We start from the raw sequence: 17,098 nt of genomic DNA, 5'->3' as shown, positions 1-17,098 counted from the left end.
TGTTACGTCCGCTAGCTCCGGAACCGGGGCTTAGAACTTCAGCCCGGCTTCGCGGGCGGCGTCCGCCAGAGCGGCAATGCGCCCGGCGTACTTGTTGCCACCGCGGTCGAACACGACGGCCTCGACACCCGCGGCCTTGGCACGCTCGGCGACGAGTGCGCCGACCTGCTTGGCCTGCTCGGACTTGTCGGCCTCGCCACCGCGGATCGTGGTGTCCAGGGTCGACGCCGACGCAAGGGTGTGACCCTTGAGGTCGTCGATGACCTGAGCGACGATGTTGCGGTTCGAGCGCGTCACGACGAGGCGCGGACGCTCCGCCGTACCCGACACGTTCTTGCGGATGCGGATGTGGCGGCGGGCCTTGGCGGCACGCTTGTAAGCGTCACCCTTGGCGATCTTCACACCGTATGCCATGGCTTACTTACCTGCCTTTCCGACCTTGCGCCGGATGACTTCGCCCTCGTACTTGACACCCTTGGCCTTGTACGGGTCGGGCTTGCGCAGCTTGCGGATGTTGGCCGCAACCTCGCCGACCTTCTGCTTGTCGATGCCCTCGACCGAAAGCTTGGTCGCGGACTCCACCTTGAAGGTGATGCCCTCGGGGGCCTCGACCAGGATCGGGTGGCTGTAACCCAGCGAGAACTCCAGGTTGGAGCCCTTCGCGAGCACGCGGTAACCGACACCGCTGATCTCGAGCTTCTTCACGTAACCCGTGGTCACGCCGGTGATCATGTTCGCCACCAGCGTGCGGGACAGGCCGTGCAGGGCCTTGTTCTGACGCTCGTCGTTGGGGCGGGTGACGCTCAGGACGCCGTCCTCACCCTTAGCGATGTCGATCGGCGCGACGACGGTGTGGGAAAGGGAACCCTTGGGGCCCTTAACCGAAACCGTCCGGCCGTCGATGGTGACGTCCACGCCGGCGGGAACCGTGATGGGGAGCTTGCCAATACGCGACATTAGCTATTCCTCCGTTCCCGACTACCAGACGTAGGCGAGGACTTCCCCACCTACGCCCTTCTTGCCTGCCTGCTGGCCGGTGAGCAGACCGTGCGACGTGGAGATGATCGCCACGCCCAGGCCGCCGAGCACCTTCGGCAGATTGGTGGACTTCGCGTAAACCCGGAGACCGGGCTTGGAGATCCGCTTGATGCCCGCGATGGAGCGCTCACGGTTCGGGCCGAACTTCAGCTCGAGGACGAGGTTCTTGCCGACCTCGGCGTCCTCGGTCTTCCAGCCCGTGATGAAGCCCTCCTGCTGGAGGATCTCCGCGATGTGAGACTTGATCTTGCTGTGCGGCATCGCCACGGAGTCGTGGTACGCCGAGTTCGCGTTACGCAGACGAGTCAGCATGTCCGCGATCGGATCAGTCATGGTCATGAATTGGCCTTCGGCCTCTCTCGCCGTGGTTTCCTATCTGCGCCATCCCTCTCCCCACTCAGAGGCGGGACGGGTGCGGCGCGGGGACCTACGGCGTAGTAAGTCGGTCAGGGCGGCAGGCGCCCAACCCTCCTAGCCTAAGGCATGGAGAGGTGGGCCACCTACCGACCAGATACTTACCGAGAGCCTCCGGTAATTCCCAAGTCCCTGAGGACAGAGGGGAATTACCAGGAGCTCTTGGTCACGCCCGGCAGCTCGCCACGGTGAGCCATCTCACGAAGGCAGACGCGGCACAGGCCGAACTTGCGGTACACGGAGTGCGGGCGGCCACAGCGCTGGCAGCGGGTGTAGCCACGCACACCGAACTTGGGCTTACGAGCAGCCTTGGCAATAAGAGCCTTCTTCGCCATCTCGCTTACGCCTCCTTGAACGGGAAGCCGAGGTGACGGAGAAGGGCACGGCCTTCGGCGTCGTTGGTCGCCGTGGTGACCACGGTGATGTCCATACCCCGGACGCGGTCGATCTTGTCCTGGTCGATCTCGTGGAACATGACCTGCTCCGTGAGACCGAAGGTGTAGTTGCCACGGCCGTCGAACTGCTTGGGGGACAGACCACGGAAGTCGCGGATGCGCGGCAGCGCGAGCGACAGGGTGCGGTCCAGGAACTCCCACATGCGGTCGCCACGAAGCGTGACGTGGCAGCCGATCGGCTGACCCTCGCGCAGCTTGAACTGCGCGATGGACTTCCGGGCCTTGGTGATGGCCGGCTTCTGACCCGTGATGGTGGTCAGGTCACGGACGGCACCGTCCATGAGCTTGGAGTCACGGGCGGCGTCGCCGACACCCATGTTGACCACGATCTTGATGAGGCCGGGGGTCTGCATGACGTTCTCGTACGAGAACTCTTCCTGCAGCTTGCCCGCGATCTCCTCGCGGTACTTCGTCTTCAGACGCGGAGTGGTGGTGGTCGTCATCAGATGTCCTCACCCGTCCGCTTGGCAACGCGGATCTTGTTGCCGTCATCGTCGAAGCGGAAACCGACACGCGTGACGACCTTGTTGCCGTCCTTCTCCACGACCAGCTGGACGTTGGAGACGTGGACAGGGGCTTCGGTGGTCACGATGCCGCCGGCCTGCGAACCGCTGGCGGTCGGGCCGGCCTTCGTGTGCTTCTTGACCCGGTTGACACCCTCGACCAGGACGCGCTCGTCGCGCGGGTAAGCGGCAATGACCTTGCCCTGCTTGCCCTTGTCCTTACCGGTGATGACCTGGACCAGGTCGCCCTTCTTGATCTTCATGCTTACAGCACCTCCGGCGCGAGCGAGATGATCTTCATGAACTTCTTCTCGCGCAGCTCACGGCCGACCGGGCCGAAGATACGGGTGCCGCGAGGGTCGCCGTCGTTCTTCAGAATGACGGCGGCGTTCTCGTCGAAGCGGATGTACGAGCCGTCGGGACGGCGGCGCTCCTTGACGGTGCGAACGATGACGGCCTTGACGACGTCACCCTTCTTCACGTTGCCACCGGGGATCGCGTCCTTGACGGTGGCGACGATGACGTCACCGATGCCCGCGTAGCGGCGACCCGAGCCACCGAGAACACGGATGGTGAGAATTTCCTTCGCACCCGTGTTGTCGGCGATCCGAAGTCGCGACTCCTGCTGGATCACGTCTATCTCCTGTTTGTCTGCCGGTTCCCGGCAGGGGCTTCTCTCTTACGAGAGGGCCCCTGCCGAGCCTGGCGGAACGAACCCTGAGGAATGCCTCAGAGAATTACTTGGCCTTCTCGAGGATCTCGACGATGCGCCAGCGCTTGGTCGCCGACAGCGGACGCGTCTCCATGAGGAGGACACGGTCGCCGACGCCGGCAGCGTTCTGCTCGTCGTGCGCCTTGAGCTTGTTCGTACGGCGGATGACCTTGCCGTACAGCGCGTGCTTCACGCGGTCCTCGACAGCGACGACGACGGTCTTGTCCATCTTGTCGCTGACGACCAGACCCTCACGGGTCTTGCGGAATCCGCGGTCGGTCTTCGTCTCAGTCACGTTGCTCTCGCTCATCAGGCGCTCTCCACCGTCTCGATGCCCAGCTCGCGCTCACGCATCAGGGTGTAGATCCGCGCGATGTCCTTGCGGACGGCCTTGAGCCGCCCGTGGTTCTCGAGCTGACCGGTCGCCGCCTGGAAGCGGAGGTTGAACAGCTCTTCCTTGGCTTCGCGAAGCTTCGCGAGAAGCTCCTCGTCACCCAGTTCGCGCAGCTCGGACGCCTTGGTACCGGCCGACATCACGACTCACCTGCCTCGCGCCGAACAATCCGGCACTTCATCGGAAGCTTGTGAGCAGCGCGGGTAAGCGCCTCACGCGCAGTCTTCTCATTCGGGTAGGACAGCTCGAACATCACCCGTCCGGGCTTGACGTTCGCGACCCACCACTCGGGGGAACCCTTACCGGAACCCATGCGGGTCTCGGCGGGCTTCTTCGTCAGCGGGCGGTCCGGGTAGATGTTGATCCAGACCTTGCCGCCACGCTTGATGTGGCGGGTCATCGCGATACGAGCCGCCTCGATCTGGCGGTTGGTCACGTACGCCGGAGTGAGGGCCTGAATCCCGTACTCGCCGAACGCAACCTGCGTACCACCCTTGCTCATACCGCTGCGCTTGGGGTGGTGCTGCTTGCGGTGCTTGACCCTACGAGGGATCAGCATGTCGGTCAGGCCTCCGTTCCGGTGCTCTCAGCCGGAGCGGCAGCTGCGGCGGGAGCGTCGGCCTTGGGGGCCTCGGCAGCCGGCGCGGACTGCTGCTGCGGCTTGCGGCCGCGGCCGCCACGCTCGCCACCACGGCCACCACGGGCCGGGCGGTCGTTGCCGCCACCACGGGCCGGGCGGTTACCCGCACGGGCCGCGGCGTTCTCGGCGCGGACCTCGGCGATGTTCTTGACGTCGCCCTTGTAGATCCAGACCTTCACGCCGATACGGCCGAAGGTCGTCTTGGCCTCGAAGAAGCCGTAGTCGACGTTCGCACGGAGGGTGTGCAGGGGCACGCGGCCCTCGCGGTAGAACTCCGAGCGGGACATCTCGGCGCCGCCGAGACGGCCACCACACTGGATCTTGATGCCCTTGGCGCCGGCCTTCATCGTCGACTGCATGCTCTTGCGCATGGCGCGACGGAAGGAGACGCGGGAGGACAGCTGCTCCGCAACGGCCTGCGCGACCAGCTGAGCGTCGACCTCGGGGTTCTTGACCTCGAGGATGTTCAGCTGAACCTGCTTGCCCGTGAGCTTCTCGAGGTCACCGCGGATGCGGTCGGCCTCGGCGCCACGGCGGCCGATGACGATGCCGGGACGCGCGGTGTGGATGTCCACCCGCACGCGGTCACGGGTGCGCTCGATCTCAACCTTCGAGATGCCGGCGCGCTCCATGCCGGACGTCATCATCCGACGGATGGCGACGTCTTCCTTGACGTAGTCCTTGTACAGCTTGTCGGCGTACCAACGCGACTTGAAGTCGGTGGTGATGCCGAGCCGGAACCCGTGCGGGTTTACCTTCTGGCCCATTACCGGGTTCCTTCCTTGCTGCTGACGACCACGGTGATGTGGCTGGTCCGCTTACGGATCCGGTAGGCACGGCCCTGAGCACGCGGACGGAACCGCTTCAGGGTCGGGCCCTCATCCACGTACGCCTCGCTGATGACCAGCGAAGAGGCGTCACTGTGGTCGTAGTTGTGCGCGGCATTGGCAATGGCGCTGTCCAGCACCTTGCCAACCGGCACGCTCGCGGCCTGCGGGGCGAAACGCAGGACCGCCTGAGCCTCCGTGGCATCCATGCCACGGATGAGGTCCACCACTCGGCGGGCCTTCATGGGCGTGACGCGGATGTACCGCGCCTGGGCCCTGGCTTCCATGGTTGTCCCTTCGGTGTAAGTCATAGTCGTTCCACCCCGCGCTAGCGGCGCTTCGACTTCCGGTCGTCCTTGACGTGGCCGCGGAAGGTGCGAGTCGGCGAGAACTCGCCGAGCTTGTGGCCGACCATCGCCTCGGTGACGAACACCGGGATGTGGGTCTTGCCGTTGTGCACCGCGATCGTGTGGCCCAGCATGGCCGGGACGATCATCGAGCGACGGGACCAGGTCTTGATGACGTTCTTGGAACCTGCTTCGTTCTGAGCGTCCACCTTCTTTACGAGGTGGCCGTCGACGAAGGGTCCCTTCTTGAGACTGCGCGGCATCTAAACCCGCTCCTAGCGCTTCTTGTTCGTCTTGCGGCGGCGGACGATGTACTTGTTGCTCGCCTTCTTCGGCGAACGAGTACGACCCTCCTTCTGACCCCACGGCGAGACCGGGTGGCGACCACCGGAAGTCTTGCCTTCACCACCACCGTGCGGGTGGTCGACCGGGTTCATCGCCACACCGCGAACGGTCGGGCGAACGCCCAGCCAGCGCTTACGGCCGGCCTTGCCCCAGTTGATGTTCGACTGCTCGGCGTTGCCGACCTCGCCGATGGTGGCGCGGCAGCGGACGTCGACCAGGCGGATTTCACCGGACGGCATACGAAGGTGGGCCATGGAGCCCTCCTTCGCCAGCAGCTGCACGGAGGCACCCGCGGAGCGGGCGAACTTCGCGCCGCCGCCGGGCCGCAGCTCGATGGCGTGGATGGTCGTACCGACCGGGATGTTGCGGAGGGCCAGGTTGTTGCCCGGCTTGATGTCCGCGCCCGGTCCGTTCTCGACCCGGTCACCCTGCGACAGGTTGCGGGGGGCCAGGATGTAGCGCTTCTCGCCGTCCGCGTAGTGCAGGAGCGCGATGCGCGCGGTGCGGTTCGGGTCGTACTCGATGTGCGCGACCTTCGCCGGCACGCCGTCCTTGTCGTGACGACGGAAGTCGATCACTCGGTAGGCGCGCTTGTGTCCGCCACCCTGGTGGCGAACGGTCACACGACCGGCGTTGTTACGGCCGCCCTTGCTGTGCAGCGGGCGGACCAGCGACTTCTCCGGCGTGGACCGCGTTACCTCGACGAAGTCGGCGACGCTGGAGCCACGACGGCCCGGCGTAGTCGGCTTGTACTTGCGGATTCCCATTTCTCAGTCCTCGTCCGATATTCGGACCAGGGCGCTCCGTTAGGAGGCCTGGCCGAAGATGTCGATACGGTCGCCCTCAGCGAGGGTCACGATCGCGCGCTTGGTGTCAGCGCGCTTACCGAAGCCCGTGCGGGTGCGCTTGCGCTTGCCCTGGCGGTTGATCGTGTTGACCCCAGTGACCTTGACCGAGAAGACCGCCTCGACGGCCTGCTTGATCTGGGTCTTGTTGGCGCCGGGCGCAACGATGAAGGTGTACTTGCCCTCGTCGAGGAGCGCGTAGCTCTTCTCGGAGACGACCGGCTTGACGAGGACGTCACGGGGGTCCGTGAAGCTCTTGCTCAGCGGCGTCTCGACGGTGTTCTTGCCCTCGGTGGCGTGGCGCTTCGCCTTGGCGACGCGCGCTGCCTTGGCGGCCTTGGCCGCCTTCGGGGCGATGCTCGGGTGACGCGTAGCCATCAGGCTTCGCTCCCTTCGGTCTCAACGGCCTGGGGGCCAGACACGAAGGACTCGAAGGCGGCCTTGGTGAAGACCACGTCGTCCGAGACGAGCACGTCGTACGTGTTCAGCTGGCCCGGCTCCAGGATGTGCACCTGGGGCAGGTTGCGGGCGGAGAGCAGCGAAGTCTCGTCCGCGCGGTCGATGACCAGGAGCACGTTCTTGCGCTCGCTGACCTTGCCGAGCAGCGTCTTCGCGGCCTTCGTGGAGATGTCGCCCTCGACCACGTTGGTGACAACGTGGATACGAGCGTTGCGGGCCCGGTCGGTGAGGGCGTGGCGCAGGGCCGCGGCCTTCATCTTCTTCGGGGTCCGCTGCGAGTAGTCACGCGGCTGCGGGCCGTGGACGACGCCACCGCCTGCGAACTGCGGCGCACGGGTCGAACCCTGGCGCGCGCGGCCGGTGCCCTTCTGGCGGTACGGCTTCTTACCACCACCGCGGACTTCACCGCGGCGCTTGGTCTTGTGCGTGCCCTGACGGGCAGCGGCCAGCTGTGCGACAACGACCTGGTGGATCAGCGGGATGCTGATCTTCTCGACGTCGAAGATCTCCGCGGGGAGCTCGACGGTCCCGGCCTTGTCGCCTGCCGGCGAAAGGATGTCAATGGTGCTCATCGGTTCCTCAAGCCCCCTTGGCCGCGGTACGGACCAGGACGAGGCCGCCGTTCGGACCGGGAACTGCGCCCTTGATCAGGAGCAGGCCCTTCTCCGCGTCAACGGCGTGAACGGTCAGGTTCTGGGTGGTGACCCGCTCGTTGCCCATACGGCCCGCCATGCGGAGGCCCTTGAACACACGGCCCGGGGTGGCGCAGCCACCGATGGAACCGGGAGAGCGGTGCTTGCGCTGGGTGCCGTGACCGGCGCCGAGTCCCTTGAAGTTGTGACGCTTCATGACACCGGCGAAGCCCTTGCCCTTGCTCTTGCCCGTGACGTCAACCTTGACGCCGGACTCGAACACCTCGGCAGTCACCTCCTGGCCCAGCGTGTACTCGCTGGCGTCGGGGGTGCGGATCTCCACCAGGTGGCGGCGGGGGGTCACGTCGGCCTTGGCGAAGTGACCCTTGAGGGGCTTGTTCACCTTGCGAGGGTCGATCTCGCCGAAGGCGATCTGGACCGACTCGTAGCCGTCGGAGTCATTCGTACGGACCTGGGTAACGACGCAGGGCCCGGCCTTGACGACGGTGACCGGGACGACACGGTTGTTCTCGTCCCAGACCTGGGTCATGCCGAGCTTCTCGCCCAGGACGCCCTTGATCTGCTTAGTCATCTGTCCGCGCCTCTCAGAGCTTGATCTCGATGTCGACGCCGGCCGGAAGGTCCAGGCGCATCAACGAGTCAACGGTCTTGGGCGTCGGGTCGAGGATGTCGATCAGGCGCTTGTGCGTGCGCATCTCGAAGTGCTCGCGCGAGTCCTTGTACTTGTGCGGCGACTTGATGACGCAGTACACGTTCTTCTCAGTGGGCAGCGGCACCGGGCCCGCGACCGACGCACCAGTGCGAGTCACCGTCTCGACGATCTTCTTCGCCGAGGAGTCGATGACCTCGTGGTCGTAGGCCTTGAGCCGGATGCGGATCTTCTGTCCCGCCATGGCTACTTGGTAGTCCTTTGTCTCGAACGCTCTGGCTCCCGGGAGGCCCTTTTTTCTACTTCCTCCGACCCACGCGGTCGGGCGTGTCGCAGTCCCGCTCACGGAGATTTCCCGAAGGATTTCCCTGCTAGGGGCTGCGGCCCAGATGACCGCGGGTCCGGGGGAAGAAACCCACCGGGCGCCTGGCTAAGCTTCCGCACTGCACTTCCCAGAAGATTCCCGTACGTCCGCTCCAGCGCTGCCTTACGGCAGATGGGGCGACGAGTACTGTGGGACTCGCTTCCGGTCCCCCCGGCGGGAGGCGCGCAGCATCGGCACTCAACCGAGCAACCCCGACAGTCTGCCATACGAGCGTAGGACCTGGCCAATCGGGGCCGGAGAGACTACCCCGTACCCGCCGGAGATCAAACCCGACCCTCCAGCCGCGCGAGCCGGAACCCCTCTCCACCGGCACCCGGCCCCTCGTGTTCCGGTATCACCGGCGCCTTTCTCCCAAGTAACCCGAGGGAGAAAGAACCCACCAAGCCCCACCCCACCCGCCCACGGCCAGGCCCGCACGGCCACGGGCCGGTCTTGGTCCTTGTGCTGGTCGGCAACCCACGGGACGCCGCTCACTCACGCGAGTGAACATCACCTGCTCAGCTGGATTTCCGATCCCCCGACTGCCCTAATCTCAGCCCGAGCACGCAAAACAACAGCAGACATGCGACGGCCCCCGCCGGGACGGCAATCCCGAGGCGAGGGCCTGACCACCGAGGAAGAAAGAGGCTTCCCGATGGACACCCAAAACCTTAGCGCGCCCCCGCGCGCCCGGTCCGCCGTTGGCGGCAGTCAATCCCACGCACGAGCGACCCGGCGCCCCCGCAGCCAGCCCCGCCCCACCGCTGCGCGCCCGTCCGGCATCGCCCACGACAACACCCGCCACATCGCCCGCTTCACGGTGATCGGCAACCACCTCACGCAGCACCAGGACCTCTCCCTCCTGGCGATCGGCCTGGGCTGCCACATGCAGTCACTACCCGCCGGAGCCCGCGTCGACATCAAGACGCTCGCCGCCCGCTTCCCCGAAGGCGCGACCCGCATCGCAGCCGCTCTGCGCGAGCTGGAGGCCCACGGCTACCTGCGCCGCGAACGCGAACGCACCCCCGCCGGCCGCATCGTCACCCGCACGACATCCTGCAACCAGCCGCACGCGGCCCCGGCACGGCCCCCAGAGCCCAAGCCCAGCGAGCCCTGCGCCCCACACCCTCCTCGCAAGAAGGCCCGCCCCCTCCCTGCCGTGCCGCACCCGGCCTACCCGGCCCCACCCCTCCTCCAGCAGGCCACCGACCTGCTGGCCGATCTGCGCCACGAAGACCCACGGCTGCTCCTCTCGGCTCGCGACGCCGCCCACCTCGCCCCTGGCGTCGCCGCCTGGCTGGAACGAGACGTGGCCCCCGATGCCGTATGCCTCGCCCTGACACGCGACCTGCCCCCTGAGGGCCCACGCCGCCCGGCCGCGCTGCTCGCCCACCGGCTCACCGCACTGCTGCCGCCGACGCCGTCCGCACCACCGACCCGGCACCCCCTCCAGAACTGCGACCCCTGTGACCGCGCCTTCCGCAGCCCGGAATCAGGCCGCTGCCTCGCCTGCCACAGCGCCCCGCACGTCGCCTGACCAGGGGAAATACCCAGCAATGTTCGCGTCCCCACACCCCGCGAGCCCCAGCCGACTAACCTGGCCAGTGCACTCACGGGAGGACTCCATGAGCACGCAGTCAGACCATGGGCACGAGCTGGCGCCGCGCCCCGAGCAGACCCCGGACGCCCTGCGCGCCGCCCTCGCCGTCGTCGCCCCCGCGCGCCTGCCGGAGATGCAGCGGACCAAGGACGAGGCCTTCGCCAAGGCCGTCGAATGGCAGTCCCTCAGCCCGGTGCAAAGCTGGGTCCTTGCCTGGGCCCGGGACATCGAGATCGCCCGCCGCCCCGACCTGTCCGCCCGGCACGCCCGCGCCACGCGGGACCTTGAGCACGAGGACGCCTCCGTCGCCCATGACGCCTTGCGCGAGCTGAGCGGCGTCTTGGACGAGGCCATGAAGGCAGTAAGGACTTGAACTGGCGCTGGGAGTACGCCTTCGCGGCAGAGGAAGCCGCCCGCACCGCGTCACCAGCCTTTCTCGCCGAAGTGGAGCGCAAGGCCGCAGAGCTGGTCAGGGCGGCCGAGGCGCTGTACGTACACGGCCGCGGTCACCAAGATGTCGATCCGAAGGGCGGCGACATCACCGTCCCCGGCGGAATGTTCCGCTACCAGATCGTCGTACGCAGCGAACGCGTCTATGTCGTCCAGCTGACCTACCTGGGCTTCTGAGTCCAGAGAGTCTTAGAACGCCTGCAGGTAGACCCGCGCCCGGTCGGACCCGAGAGCCTGGACATGGATCTCGATCCACTGAACCTTCTTACGGTGCTCGTCCTTCACGCACGGCGGGCAGACGCCCGCCCAGCGCGCCCCCTCCAGCGTCTGCGGCTCGGCCAGCCCCAGATGTCCGAAGAGCTCGGCCTTCGGCACGGCTTCCGCTGTACGCGCCCTGAGGGGCTCTTCGGAGTGCAGCGCCTCCGCGACGCCCTCGGCGCCCTTCTCCCCCGTGACGAAGGAGAGGAGGTACACGTCCTCCTGCGGGTTGACCTGGACGGCACCTCTGAGCTGTGCCGCACCCTCGGGCACCGCCACGCCCATGAAGGCCGATGCCTCGTCCGCTCCCGCATCCCGGTCCCAGTGCCAGTGCCAGTCGCGGCCCTCGGTCACCGGGCGATCCCCCGCGTCCGGCACTCCGCACCCGGACAGCAGGAGGCCGGCCGCCAGGATCGCGACGGAGCACGCACCACGTCGGCTGATCATCTCGGGCCCTCCCGCCACAGTGATCACTCTCCCCCGCCACGCAACACGAAAAGGCCCGCACGACCGAAGTCGTGCGGGCCCTTCCGTTACTGCCGTACTGCTGTGCTCTCAGTTCAGAGCGACCGGGTTACCCCGATCTTCAAGCAAGCGGAGCTTACTTGTTGATCTTGGTGACCTGGCCGGCGCCGACGGTCCGGCCACCCTCGCGGATGGCGAACTTCAGGCCCTCTTCCATCGCGACGGGCTGGATGAGCTCAACGGTCATCTCAGTGTTGTCGCCCGGCATGACCATCTCGGTGCCCTCGGGGAGGGTCACGACGCCGGTCACGTCGGTGGTGCGGAAGTAGAACTGCGGGCGGTAGTTGTTGAAGAACGGGGTGTGACGGCCACCCTCGTCCTTCGACAGGATGTAGGCCTGGGCCTCGAACTCGGTGTGCGGCGTGACCGAACCGGGCTTGATGATGACCTGGCCGCGCTCGACGTCCTCGCGCTTGATGCCACGGAGGAGCAGACCGACGTTCTCACCGGCCTGGCCCTCGTCGAGCAGCTTGCGGAACATCTCGATGCCGGTGACCGTGGTGGTGGTCTTCTCGGTCTTGATGCCGATGATGTCGACGGTCTCGTTGACCTTGAGGATGCCGCGCTCGATACGACCGGTGACGACGGTGCCACGACCGGTGATCGTGAAGACGTCCTCGATCGGCATCAGGAACGGCTTGTCGACGTCACGCTCGGGCTCCGGGATGGACTCGTCGACAGCCTTCATCAGGTTGAGGACGGACTCACCCCACTCCTTGTCGCCCTCGAGCGCCTTGAGCGCCGAGACCTTGACGACCGGCAGGTCGTCGCCCGGGAACTCGTACTCGGAGAGGAGCTCACGGACCTCGAGCTCGACGAGCTCCAGGATCTCCTCGTCGTCCACCATGTCGGCCTTGTTCAGGGCGACGACGATGTACGGAACGCCGACCTGGCGGGCCAGGAGCACGTGCTCCTTGGTCTGCGGCATCGGGCCGTCGGTGGCGGCAACCACGAGGATCGCGCCGTCCATCTGCGCGGCACCCGTGATCATGTTCTTGATGTAGTCCGCGTGACCCGGGCAGTCGACGTGCGCGTAGTGACGCGTCTCCGTCTGGTACTCGACGTGCGCGATCGAGATGGTGATACCGCGCTGGCGCTCCTCGGGAGCCTTGTCGATCTGGTCGAAGGCCGAGGCCTCGTTCAGCTCGGGGTACGCGTCGTGCAGCACCTTGGTAATGGCGGCCGTGAGGGTCGTCTTACCGTGGTCAATGTGACCGATGGTGCCGATGTTGACGTGCGGCTTAGTCCGCTCGAACTTTGCCTTCGCCACTGAATCCTCCTGCGGAGTGGTTCTGTACGCCTTGCTTCATCGGCGCCAGGTGATCTTTGCTGGGATACCCGGGGCCCGGGGCACCCGGCCCGAAGAGGGTCGGAATGCCCCGGAGACTCCGGAGTCAAGCCTAAAGCGTCAACTCGGGTGAGTTACTCGCCCTTGGCCTTCGCGATGATCTCCTCGGCGACGTTCCGCGGAACCTCGGCGTAGGAGTCGAACTGCATTGAGTAGCTTGCGCGACCCGACGTCTTGCTGCGGAGGTCTCCGACGTAGCCGAACATCTCCGAGAGGGGCACGAGGCCCTTCACGACGCGAGCGCCGCTGCGCTCCTCCATGGCCTGGATCTGGCCACGGCGGGAGTTGATGTCACCGATGACATCGCCCATGTAGTCCTCGGGCGTGGTGACCTCGACGGCCATCATCGGCTCGAGCAGCACGGGCTTTGCCTGGCGCGCGGCCTCCTTGAAGGCCTGCGAACCGGCGATCTTGAACGCCAGCTCGGAGGAGTCGACCTCGTGGTAGGCGCCGTCGAGAAGCGTGATGCGAACACCAGTCATCTCGTAGCCCGCCAGGATGCCGAACTGCATGGCCTCCTGCGCACCGGCGTCCACCGACGGGATGTACTCCCGCGGGATACGGCCACCGGTGACCTTGTTCACGAACTCGTACGACGCCTCGCCGCCCTCGATGGGCTCGATCGCGATCTGCACCTTGGCGAACTGACCGGTACCACCGGTCTGCTTCTTGTGGGTGTAGTCCACGCGCTCGACGGCCCGACGGATCGTCTCGCGGTACGCGACCTGGGGCTTGCCGACGTTCGCCTCGACGCGGAATTCGCGCTTCATGCGGTCGACGAGCACCTCGAGGTGAAGCTCGCCCATACCACCGATGATGGTCTGGCCGGTCTCCTCGTCCGAGTGCACCTGGAAGGAGGGGTCCTCCTCCGAGAGGCGCTGGATGGCGACACCCAGCTTCTCCTGGTCACCCTTGGACTTCGGCTCGATGGCGACCTGGATGACCGGCGCCGGGAAGTCCATGGACTCCAGGATGACCGGGGCCTTGTCGTCACAGAGCGTCTCGCCCGTGGTGGTCTGCTTCAGACCCATGACGGCGACGATGTCACCGGCGCCCACCGACGCGATCTCCTCACGCTTGTTCGCGTGCATGCGGTAGATCTTGCCGATGCGCTCCTTCTTGCCCTTGACCGAGTTCAGCACCGCGGTGCCGGCCTCGAGGCGACCGGAGTAGATCCGGACGAAGGTGAGCTTGCCGAGGTGCGGGTCGCTCGCGATCTTGAACGCGAGAGCCGAAAGGGGCTCCTCGTCCGAAGGCTTGCGCTTGACGACGGTCTCGGGGTCCTTGACGTCGTGGCCCTCGATGGCCTCGACGTCCAGGGGCGAAGGCAGGTACCGCACGACCGCGTCGAGCAGGGGCTGGACGCCCTTGTTCTTGAACGCGGTGCCGCAGAACACGGGGGTGACGGTGGTGTCGCCGCCCTTGCCGGAGGCGATGGTGATGCGACGGATCGCCGCGTACAGCTGCTCCTCGGTGGGCTCCTGGCCCTCGAGGTACAGCTCCATCATCTGCTCGTCGTTCTCCGCGACGGCCTCGAGGAGCTTGCCGCGGTACTCGTCGGCGGCCTCGGTGTGCGTGGCGGGGATGTCGACGATGTCGTAGGCCTCGCCCATCTTGGTCTCTGCGGACCAGACGAAGGCCTTCATGGTGACGAGGTCGACGACGCCCTGGAAGTCAGCCTCTGCGCCGATGGGCAGCTGCATGACGATCGGGGTCGCACCGAGGCGGTCGACGATCATGTCGACGCAGCGGTGGAACTCGGCACCCGTACGGTCGAGCTTGTTGACGAAGCAGATGCGGGGGACGCCGTAGCGGTCCGCCTGACGCCACACGGTCTCGGACTGGGGCTCAACACCGGCGACGCCGTCGAACACCGTCACGGCACCGTCGAGGACACGGAGCGAACGCTCTACCTCGACGGTGAAGTCGACGTGACCCGGGGTGTCGATGATGTTGATGGTGTGGTCGACGTCGTTCAGCGGCCAGTGACAGGTGGTGGCAGCAGAGGTGATCGTGATGCCACGCTCCTGCTCCTGCTCCATCCAGTCCATGGTCGCGGCACCGTCGTGGACCTCACCGATCTTGTACGAGACACCGGTGTAGAACAGGATCCGCTCGGTGGTCGTCGTCTTGCCCGCGTCGATGTGGGCCATGATGCCGATGTTGCGCACCTTGGCCAGGTCAAGTGAAGTGGTAGCCATATCGGCTCAGTCTTCTCTCGGTCTCGATGGGGGTAGCGACTACCAGCGGTAGTGCGCGAAGGCCTTGTTGGACTCGGCCATCTTGTGGGTGTCCTCGCGCTTCTTCACAGCGGCACCAAGGCCGTTGGAGGCGTCGAGGAGCTCGTTGAGCAGACGCTCGGTCATGGTCTTCTCGCGACGGGCGCGGGAGTAACCGACCAGCCAGCGCAGGGCGAGCGTGTTCGCACGGCCCGGCTTGACCTCGATCGGGACCTGGTAGGTCGCGCCACCGACACGGCGGGACTTGACCTCGAGGGTCGGCTTGATGTTTTCCAGCGCGCGCTTGAGCGTGATGACCGGGTCGTTGCCGGTCTTCTCGCGCAGGCCCTCCATGGCGCCGTACACGATGCGCTCGGCGGTGGAGCGCTTGCCGTTCAGCAGCACCTTGTTGATGAGGGAGGTCACCAGAGGAGAACCGTAGACCGGGTCGATGATGACCGGGCGCTTCGGGGCGGGGCCCTTACGAGGCATTCTTACTTCTCCTTCTTGGCGCCGTAGCGGCTGCGGGCCTGCTTGCGGTTCTTGACGCCCTGGGTGTCAAGGGAGCCGCGGATGATCTTGTAGCGAACACCCGGCAGGTCCTTCACACGGCCACCACGCACGAGCACGATGGAGTGCTCCTGCAGGTTGTGTCCCTCACCCGGAATGTAGGCCGTGACCTCGATCCCGGAGGTCAGACGCACACGCGCGACCTTACGGAGTGCCGAGTTCGGCTTCTTCGGGGTGGTCGTGAACACACGCGTGCAGACGCCGCGGCGCTGGGGCGATCCCTCGAGCGCGGGCGTCTTGTTCTTCTCGACCTTGTCCTGCCGGCCCTTCCGGACCAGCTGCTGGATCGTAGGCACTACTTCTCCGGTTTCTGTGTGCCGAATAGTAAAGCTAACCTGGAACGTCGCCGACCCACGCGGTCGGGTGTGTCGAATGCTGCAGACTCCCGCCGCAAGGCGGAAGGGAGCGCAGATTGCGGTGGCCGTTCTCGGACTCGCGCTGCGGCTGAAGACACGCGCACGAGCCCAGGCACACCCCAGGCACAAGGTCTGAGCGTACCTACCTCATCGGGTTCGGTCAAAACAAATGCGGTGGGGGGCGACACGCCGGGCTTTTCGGCGCTGACCTGACCGGACTCGGCCACGAGGGCCGATTATCACCCGTTCCCTCCACGGACACCTCAAGTACGTTGACTGGTTGCGAGATCAGCGGCATCGGCGCACGTGAACACGGGGGCAGCGGGATGGCCGGGGGACAAACGCACACGCGGGACGATGACGGCCTGGACGACCGGGTGCCCTTTCTGGCGCGACTGGAGAGGGACGATCGCACGGCCCTGCTCGCCATCGGCCGACCCCTGAGCTATCCAGCACGAAGCGTCATCATGCGCCAGGACGAGCCGTCCACTCATGTCCTGCTTCTCCTTCAGGGCTGGACCAAGGTCACGGCCACTGCGGCCAACGGCTACGAAGCACTCCTCGCCCTGCGCGGTCCCGGCGACATCATCGGCGAAGGCGCCGCCCTGAGCGGTCGTGGCCGCTCGGCGACCGTGACCGCCCTGGAGCAGGTCGAAGCGACCGCCATCGAGGAGCGCCGCTTCACCCGGTTCCTCACGGGCAGCCCGCAGGTGGCGCTCAAGCTCCTCGGCCTGGCCACCGACCGTCAGCGCTCGACCGACCGCCGCCGTCTGGAGTGGGCGGCGCTCTCGGTGCGCGAGCGGCTAGCCGTCCTGCTGCTGGATCTCGTACGCACGCACGGGACGCGGACCGAGGAGGGCATCGAGCTGACCGTCCCGCTCAGCCAGCAGGAGTTCGCGGGCTCGGTCGGCTCCTCACGCGAGGCAGTGGCCCGGCTCCTGAAGGAGTTGCGCGACCGCCAAGTCGTCGTCACGAGCCGCCGCCGCATCGTTGTCGTACGACCCGACATCCTGCGCCGCATGATGGGTGGCGGAAAGTAGCTGAGTCGTCACCTGTTGTTGTTCTATGTATACGGTCACACTTCGTCCGTGTCATCCGCCCTCTGCCGTCCCCGTCCCGGACCGCCA

27 protein-coding genes are annotated in these 17,098 nt (G+C 66.3%); 4 read left to right on the top strand and 23 right to left on the bottom strand.

All coding sequences use genetic code 11. The features are described 5' to 3' along the window. Positions 1-30: 30 nt before the first annotated feature. The 18 genes from rplR to rpsJ form a co-directional block, all read right to left on the bottom strand. Positions 31-414, bottom strand: coding sequence for a 50S ribosomal protein L18 (rplR, locus tag ABZ906_RS34110; RefSeq protein WP_361182330.1), 384 nt, complete (start codon positions 412-414; stop codon positions 31-33). 3 nt (positions 415-417) lie between these two features. Next, positions 418-957, bottom strand: a complete 540-nt coding sequence (gene rplF, locus ABZ906_RS34105; RefSeq protein WP_249588331.1) for a 50S ribosomal protein L6 — start codon at positions 955-957, stop codon at positions 418-420. A gap of 21 nt (positions 958-978) precedes the next feature. Beyond that, the gene (rpsH, locus tag ABZ906_RS34100; RefSeq protein ID WP_160506666.1) at positions 979-1,377 is read right to left on the bottom strand and encodes a 30S ribosomal protein S8; all 399 of its coding nucleotides are present in this window, start codon (positions 1,375-1,377) and stop codon (positions 979-981) included. Between the two features lie 224 nt (positions 1,378-1,601). Next, the gene (locus tag ABZ906_RS34095) at positions 1,602-1,787 is read right to left on the bottom strand and encodes a type Z 30S ribosomal protein S14 (protein ID WP_003948630.1); all 186 of its coding nucleotides are present in this window, start codon (positions 1,785-1,787) and stop codon (positions 1,602-1,604) included. A gap of 5 nt (positions 1,788-1,792) precedes the next feature. Beyond that, the gene (gene rplE / locus ABZ906_RS34090; RefSeq protein WP_361182332.1) at positions 1,793-2,350 is read right to left on the bottom strand and encodes a 50S ribosomal protein L5; all 558 of its coding nucleotides are present in this window, start codon (positions 2,348-2,350) and stop codon (positions 1,793-1,795) included. Beyond that, positions 2,350-2,673 carry a 50S ribosomal protein L24 gene (rplX, locus tag ABZ906_RS34085; RefSeq protein ID WP_160506664.1) on the bottom strand — a complete coding sequence of 108 codons (324 nt, stop codon included), beginning with the start codon at positions 2,671-2,673 and terminating at the stop codon, positions 2,350-2,352. The genes rplE and rplX overlap by 1 nt, the downstream gene beginning before the upstream one ends. 2 nt (positions 2,674-2,675) lie before the next feature. After that, positions 2,676-3,044 carry a 50S ribosomal protein L14 gene (rplN, locus tag ABZ906_RS34080; RefSeq protein ID WP_073768975.1) on the bottom strand — a complete coding sequence of 123 codons (369 nt, stop codon included), beginning with the start codon at positions 3,042-3,044 and terminating at the stop codon, positions 2,676-2,678. A gap of 103 nt (positions 3,045-3,147) precedes the next feature. After that, positions 3,148-3,432, bottom strand: coding sequence for a 30S ribosomal protein S17 (gene rpsQ, locus ABZ906_RS34075; RefSeq protein WP_055564830.1), 285 nt, complete (start codon positions 3,430-3,432; stop codon positions 3,148-3,150). Next, entirely contained in the window at positions 3,432-3,656 is a 225-nt protein-coding gene (rpmC, locus tag ABZ906_RS34070) for a 50S ribosomal protein L29 (RefSeq protein ID WP_003998824.1), read from the bottom strand. Before rpmC ends, rpsQ begins: the two co-directional genes overlap by 1 nt. After that, complete coding sequence (gene rplP, locus ABZ906_RS34065; protein WP_135332557.1) at positions 3,656-4,075, bottom strand: 50S ribosomal protein L16; 420 nt, start codon at positions 4,073-4,075, stop codon at positions 3,656-3,658. The genes rpmC and rplP overlap by 1 nt, the downstream gene beginning before the upstream one ends. 5 nt (positions 4,076-4,080) lie before the next feature. Next, positions 4,081-4,923, bottom strand: a complete 843-nt coding sequence (gene rpsC / locus ABZ906_RS34060; protein WP_160506663.1) for a 30S ribosomal protein S3 — start codon at positions 4,921-4,923, stop codon at positions 4,081-4,083. After that, positions 4,923-5,270, bottom strand: a complete 348-nt coding sequence (gene rplV, locus ABZ906_RS34055; protein WP_016645177.1) for a 50S ribosomal protein L22 — start codon at positions 5,268-5,270, stop codon at positions 4,923-4,925. Before rplV ends, rpsC begins: the two co-directional genes overlap by 1 nt. 41 nt (positions 5,271-5,311) lie before the next feature. Next, on the bottom strand, positions 5,312-5,593 hold the full coding sequence (rpsS, locus tag ABZ906_RS34050) for a 30S ribosomal protein S19 (RefSeq protein ID WP_190084420.1): 282 nt from the start codon (positions 5,591-5,593) through the stop codon (positions 5,312-5,314). Positions 5,594-5,605: 12 nt separating this feature from the next. Continuing rightward, a complete protein-coding gene (gene rplB / locus ABZ906_RS34045) occupies positions 5,606-6,442 on the bottom strand; it encodes a 50S ribosomal protein L2 (RefSeq protein WP_160506661.1) in 837 nt (278 codons plus the stop codon). Between the two features lie 39 nt (positions 6,443-6,481). After that, a complete protein-coding gene (rplW, locus tag ABZ906_RS34040; protein WP_361182336.1) occupies positions 6,482-6,898 on the bottom strand; it encodes a 50S ribosomal protein L23 in 417 nt (138 codons plus the stop codon). Continuing rightward, positions 6,898-7,551, bottom strand: a complete 654-nt coding sequence (rplD, locus tag ABZ906_RS34035; RefSeq protein ID WP_190084418.1) for a 50S ribosomal protein L4 — start codon at positions 7,549-7,551, stop codon at positions 6,898-6,900. Before rplD ends, rplW begins: the two co-directional genes overlap by 1 nt. A gap of 7 nt (positions 7,552-7,558) precedes the next feature. Further along, on the bottom strand, positions 7,559-8,203 hold the full coding sequence (gene rplC, locus ABZ906_RS34030; RefSeq protein ID WP_361182338.1) for a 50S ribosomal protein L3: 645 nt from the start codon (positions 8,201-8,203) through the stop codon (positions 7,559-7,561). A 13-nt stretch (positions 8,204-8,216) separates the two neighbouring features. Beyond that, positions 8,217-8,525 carry a 30S ribosomal protein S10 gene (gene rpsJ, locus ABZ906_RS34025; RefSeq protein ID WP_003948644.1) on the bottom strand — a complete coding sequence of 103 codons (309 nt, stop codon included), beginning with the start codon at positions 8,523-8,525 and terminating at the stop codon, positions 8,217-8,219. 775 nt (positions 8,526-9,300) lie between these two features. Here rpsJ and ABZ906_RS34020 point away from each other — a divergent pair. The 3 genes from ABZ906_RS34020 to ABZ906_RS34010 all read left to right on the top strand — a co-directional run bounded on the left by ABZ906_RS34020 (position 9,301) and on the right by ABZ906_RS34010 (position 10,872). Then, positions 9,301-10,182 (top strand): helix-turn-helix domain-containing protein, encoded by an 882-nt coding sequence (locus ABZ906_RS34020; RefSeq protein WP_361389606.1) that lies wholly within the window; start codon positions 9,301-9,303, stop codon positions 10,180-10,182. An 88-nt stretch (positions 10,183-10,270) separates the two neighbouring features. Next, positions 10,271-10,618 (top strand): hypothetical protein, encoded by a 348-nt coding sequence (locus ABZ906_RS34015; RefSeq protein WP_361389604.1) that lies wholly within the window; start codon positions 10,271-10,273, stop codon positions 10,616-10,618. After that, complete coding sequence (locus tag ABZ906_RS34010; RefSeq protein ID WP_361389602.1) at positions 10,615-10,872, top strand: hypothetical protein; 258 nt, start codon at positions 10,615-10,617, stop codon at positions 10,870-10,872. The genes ABZ906_RS34015 and ABZ906_RS34010 overlap by 4 nt, the downstream gene beginning before the upstream one ends. Before the next feature lie 12 nt (positions 10,873-10,884). On the opposite strand, the gene ABZ906_RS34005 is transcribed toward ABZ906_RS34010, so the two are convergent. The 5 genes from ABZ906_RS34005 to rpsL all read right to left on the bottom strand — a co-directional run bounded on the left by ABZ906_RS34005 (position 10,885) and on the right by rpsL (position 15,911). After that, positions 10,885-11,400, bottom strand: coding sequence for a hypothetical protein (locus tag ABZ906_RS34005; RefSeq protein WP_361389600.1), 516 nt, complete (start codon positions 11,398-11,400; stop codon positions 10,885-10,887). Between the two features lie 154 nt (positions 11,401-11,554). Next, positions 11,555-12,748, bottom strand: a complete 1,194-nt coding sequence (tuf, locus tag ABZ906_RS34000; protein ID WP_160506655.1) for an elongation factor Tu — start codon at positions 12,746-12,748, stop codon at positions 11,555-11,557. A 152-nt stretch (positions 12,749-12,900) separates the two neighbouring features. Next, positions 12,901-15,027: an elongation factor G gene (gene fusA, locus ABZ906_RS33995; protein WP_361182366.1), complete on the bottom strand. Its 2,127-nt coding sequence runs from the start codon at positions 15,025-15,027 to the stop codon at positions 12,901-12,903. Between the two features lie 39 nt (positions 15,028-15,066). Then, complete coding sequence (gene rpsG, locus ABZ906_RS33990; RefSeq protein ID WP_003974303.1) at positions 15,067-15,537, bottom strand: 30S ribosomal protein S7; 471 nt, start codon at positions 15,535-15,537, stop codon at positions 15,067-15,069. A gap of 2 nt (positions 15,538-15,539) precedes the next feature. Next, entirely contained in the window at positions 15,540-15,911 is a 372-nt protein-coding gene (gene rpsL / locus ABZ906_RS33985; protein ID WP_003948652.1) for a 30S ribosomal protein S12, read from the bottom strand. Positions 15,912-16,297: 386 nt separating this feature from the next. Here rpsL and ABZ906_RS33980 point away from each other — a divergent pair, with 386 nt between their 5' ends. Continuing rightward, entirely contained in the window at positions 16,298-17,011 is a 714-nt protein-coding gene (locus ABZ906_RS33980) for a Crp/Fnr family transcriptional regulator (RefSeq protein ID WP_361389598.1), read from the top strand. Positions 17,012-17,098: the final 87 nt, after the last annotated feature.

This window comes from Streptomyces sp. NPDC046925 (assembly GCF_040644915.1).
In the GTDB taxonomy this organism is placed as follows: Bacteria; Actinomycetota; Actinomycetes; order Streptomycetales; family Streptomycetaceae; genus Streptomyces.
This window is presented reverse-complemented; position numbering and strand designations above follow the sequence as displayed.

Excerpts from the sequence above, each read along its gene's own strand:
- ABZ906_RS34005 (WP_361389600.1), bottom strand. The coding sequence starts at position 11,400 with ATGATCAGCCGACGTGGTGCGTGCTCCGTCGCGATCCTGGCGGCCGGC.
- rplC (WP_361182338.1), bottom strand. The coding sequence starts at position 8,203 with ATGACTAAGCAGATCAAGGGCGTCCTGGGCGAGAAGCTCGGCATGACC.
- rpsC (WP_160506663.1), bottom strand. The coding sequence starts at position 4,923 with ATGGGCCAGAAGGTAAACCCGCACGGGTTCCGGCTCGGCATCACCACC.
- ABZ906_RS34015 (WP_361389604.1), top strand. The coding sequence starts at position 10,271 with ATGAGCACGCAGTCAGACCATGGGCACGAGCTGGCGCCGCGCCCCGAG.
- fusA (WP_361182366.1), bottom strand. The coding sequence starts at position 15,027 with ATGGCTACCACTTCACTTGACCTGGCCAAGGTGCGCAACATCGGCATC.
- rplR (WP_361182330.1), bottom strand. The coding sequence starts at position 414 with ATGGCATACGGTGTGAAGATCGCCAAGGGTGACGCTTACAAGCGTGCC.
- ABZ906_RS34095 (WP_003948630.1), bottom strand. The coding sequence starts at position 1,787 with ATGGCGAAGAAGGCTCTTATTGCCAAGGCTGCTCGTAAGCCCAAGTTC.
- rpsH (WP_160506666.1), bottom strand. The coding sequence starts at position 1,377 with ATGACCATGACTGATCCGATCGCGGACATGCTGACTCGTCTGCGTAAC.
- rplW (WP_361182336.1), bottom strand. The coding sequence starts at position 6,898 with ATGGCTACGCGTCACCCGAGCATCGCCCCGAAGGCGGCCAAGGCCGCC.
- rpsS (WP_190084420.1), bottom strand. The coding sequence starts at position 5,593 with ATGCCGCGCAGTCTCAAGAAGGGACCCTTCGTCGACGGCCACCTCGTA.
- rpmC (WP_003998824.1), bottom strand. The coding sequence starts at position 3,656 with ATGTCGGCCGGTACCAAGGCGTCCGAGCTGCGCGAACTGGGTGACGAG.
- rplE (WP_361182332.1), bottom strand. The coding sequence starts at position 2,350 with ATGACGACCACCACCACTCCGCGTCTGAAGACGAAGTACCGCGAGGAG.
- ABZ906_RS33980 (WP_361389598.1), top strand. The coding sequence starts at position 16,298 with ATGGCCGGGGGACAAACGCACACGCGGGACGATGACGGCCTGGACGAC.
- ABZ906_RS34020 (WP_361389606.1), top strand. The coding sequence starts at position 9,301 with ATGGACACCCAAAACCTTAGCGCGCCCCCGCGCGCCCGGTCCGCCGTT.
- rpsJ (WP_003948644.1), bottom strand. The coding sequence starts at position 8,525 with ATGGCGGGACAGAAGATCCGCATCCGGCTCAAGGCCTACGACCACGAG.
- rplP (WP_135332557.1), bottom strand. The coding sequence starts at position 4,075 with ATGCTGATCCCTCGTAGGGTCAAGCACCGCAAGCAGCACCACCCCAAG.
- rplV (WP_016645177.1), bottom strand. The coding sequence starts at position 5,270 with ATGGAAGCCAGGGCCCAGGCGCGGTACATCCGCGTCACGCCCATGAAG.
- rpsQ (WP_055564830.1), bottom strand. The coding sequence starts at position 3,432 with ATGAGCGAGAGCAACGTGACTGAGACGAAGACCGACCGCGGATTCCGC.
- rpsG (WP_003974303.1), bottom strand. The coding sequence starts at position 15,537 with ATGCCTCGTAAGGGCCCCGCCCCGAAGCGCCCGGTCATCATCGACCCG.
- rplX (WP_160506664.1), bottom strand. The coding sequence starts at position 2,673 with ATGAAGATCAAGAAGGGCGACCTGGTCCAGGTCATCACCGGTAAGGAC.
- rplD (WP_190084418.1), bottom strand. The coding sequence starts at position 7,551 with ATGAGCACCATTGACATCCTTTCGCCGGCAGGCGACAAGGCCGGGACC.
- rplB (WP_160506661.1), bottom strand. The coding sequence starts at position 6,442 with ATGGGAATCCGCAAGTACAAGCCGACTACGCCGGGCCGTCGTGGCTCC.
- rplF (WP_249588331.1), bottom strand. The coding sequence starts at position 957 with ATGTCGCGTATTGGCAAGCTCCCCATCACGGTTCCCGCCGGCGTGGAC.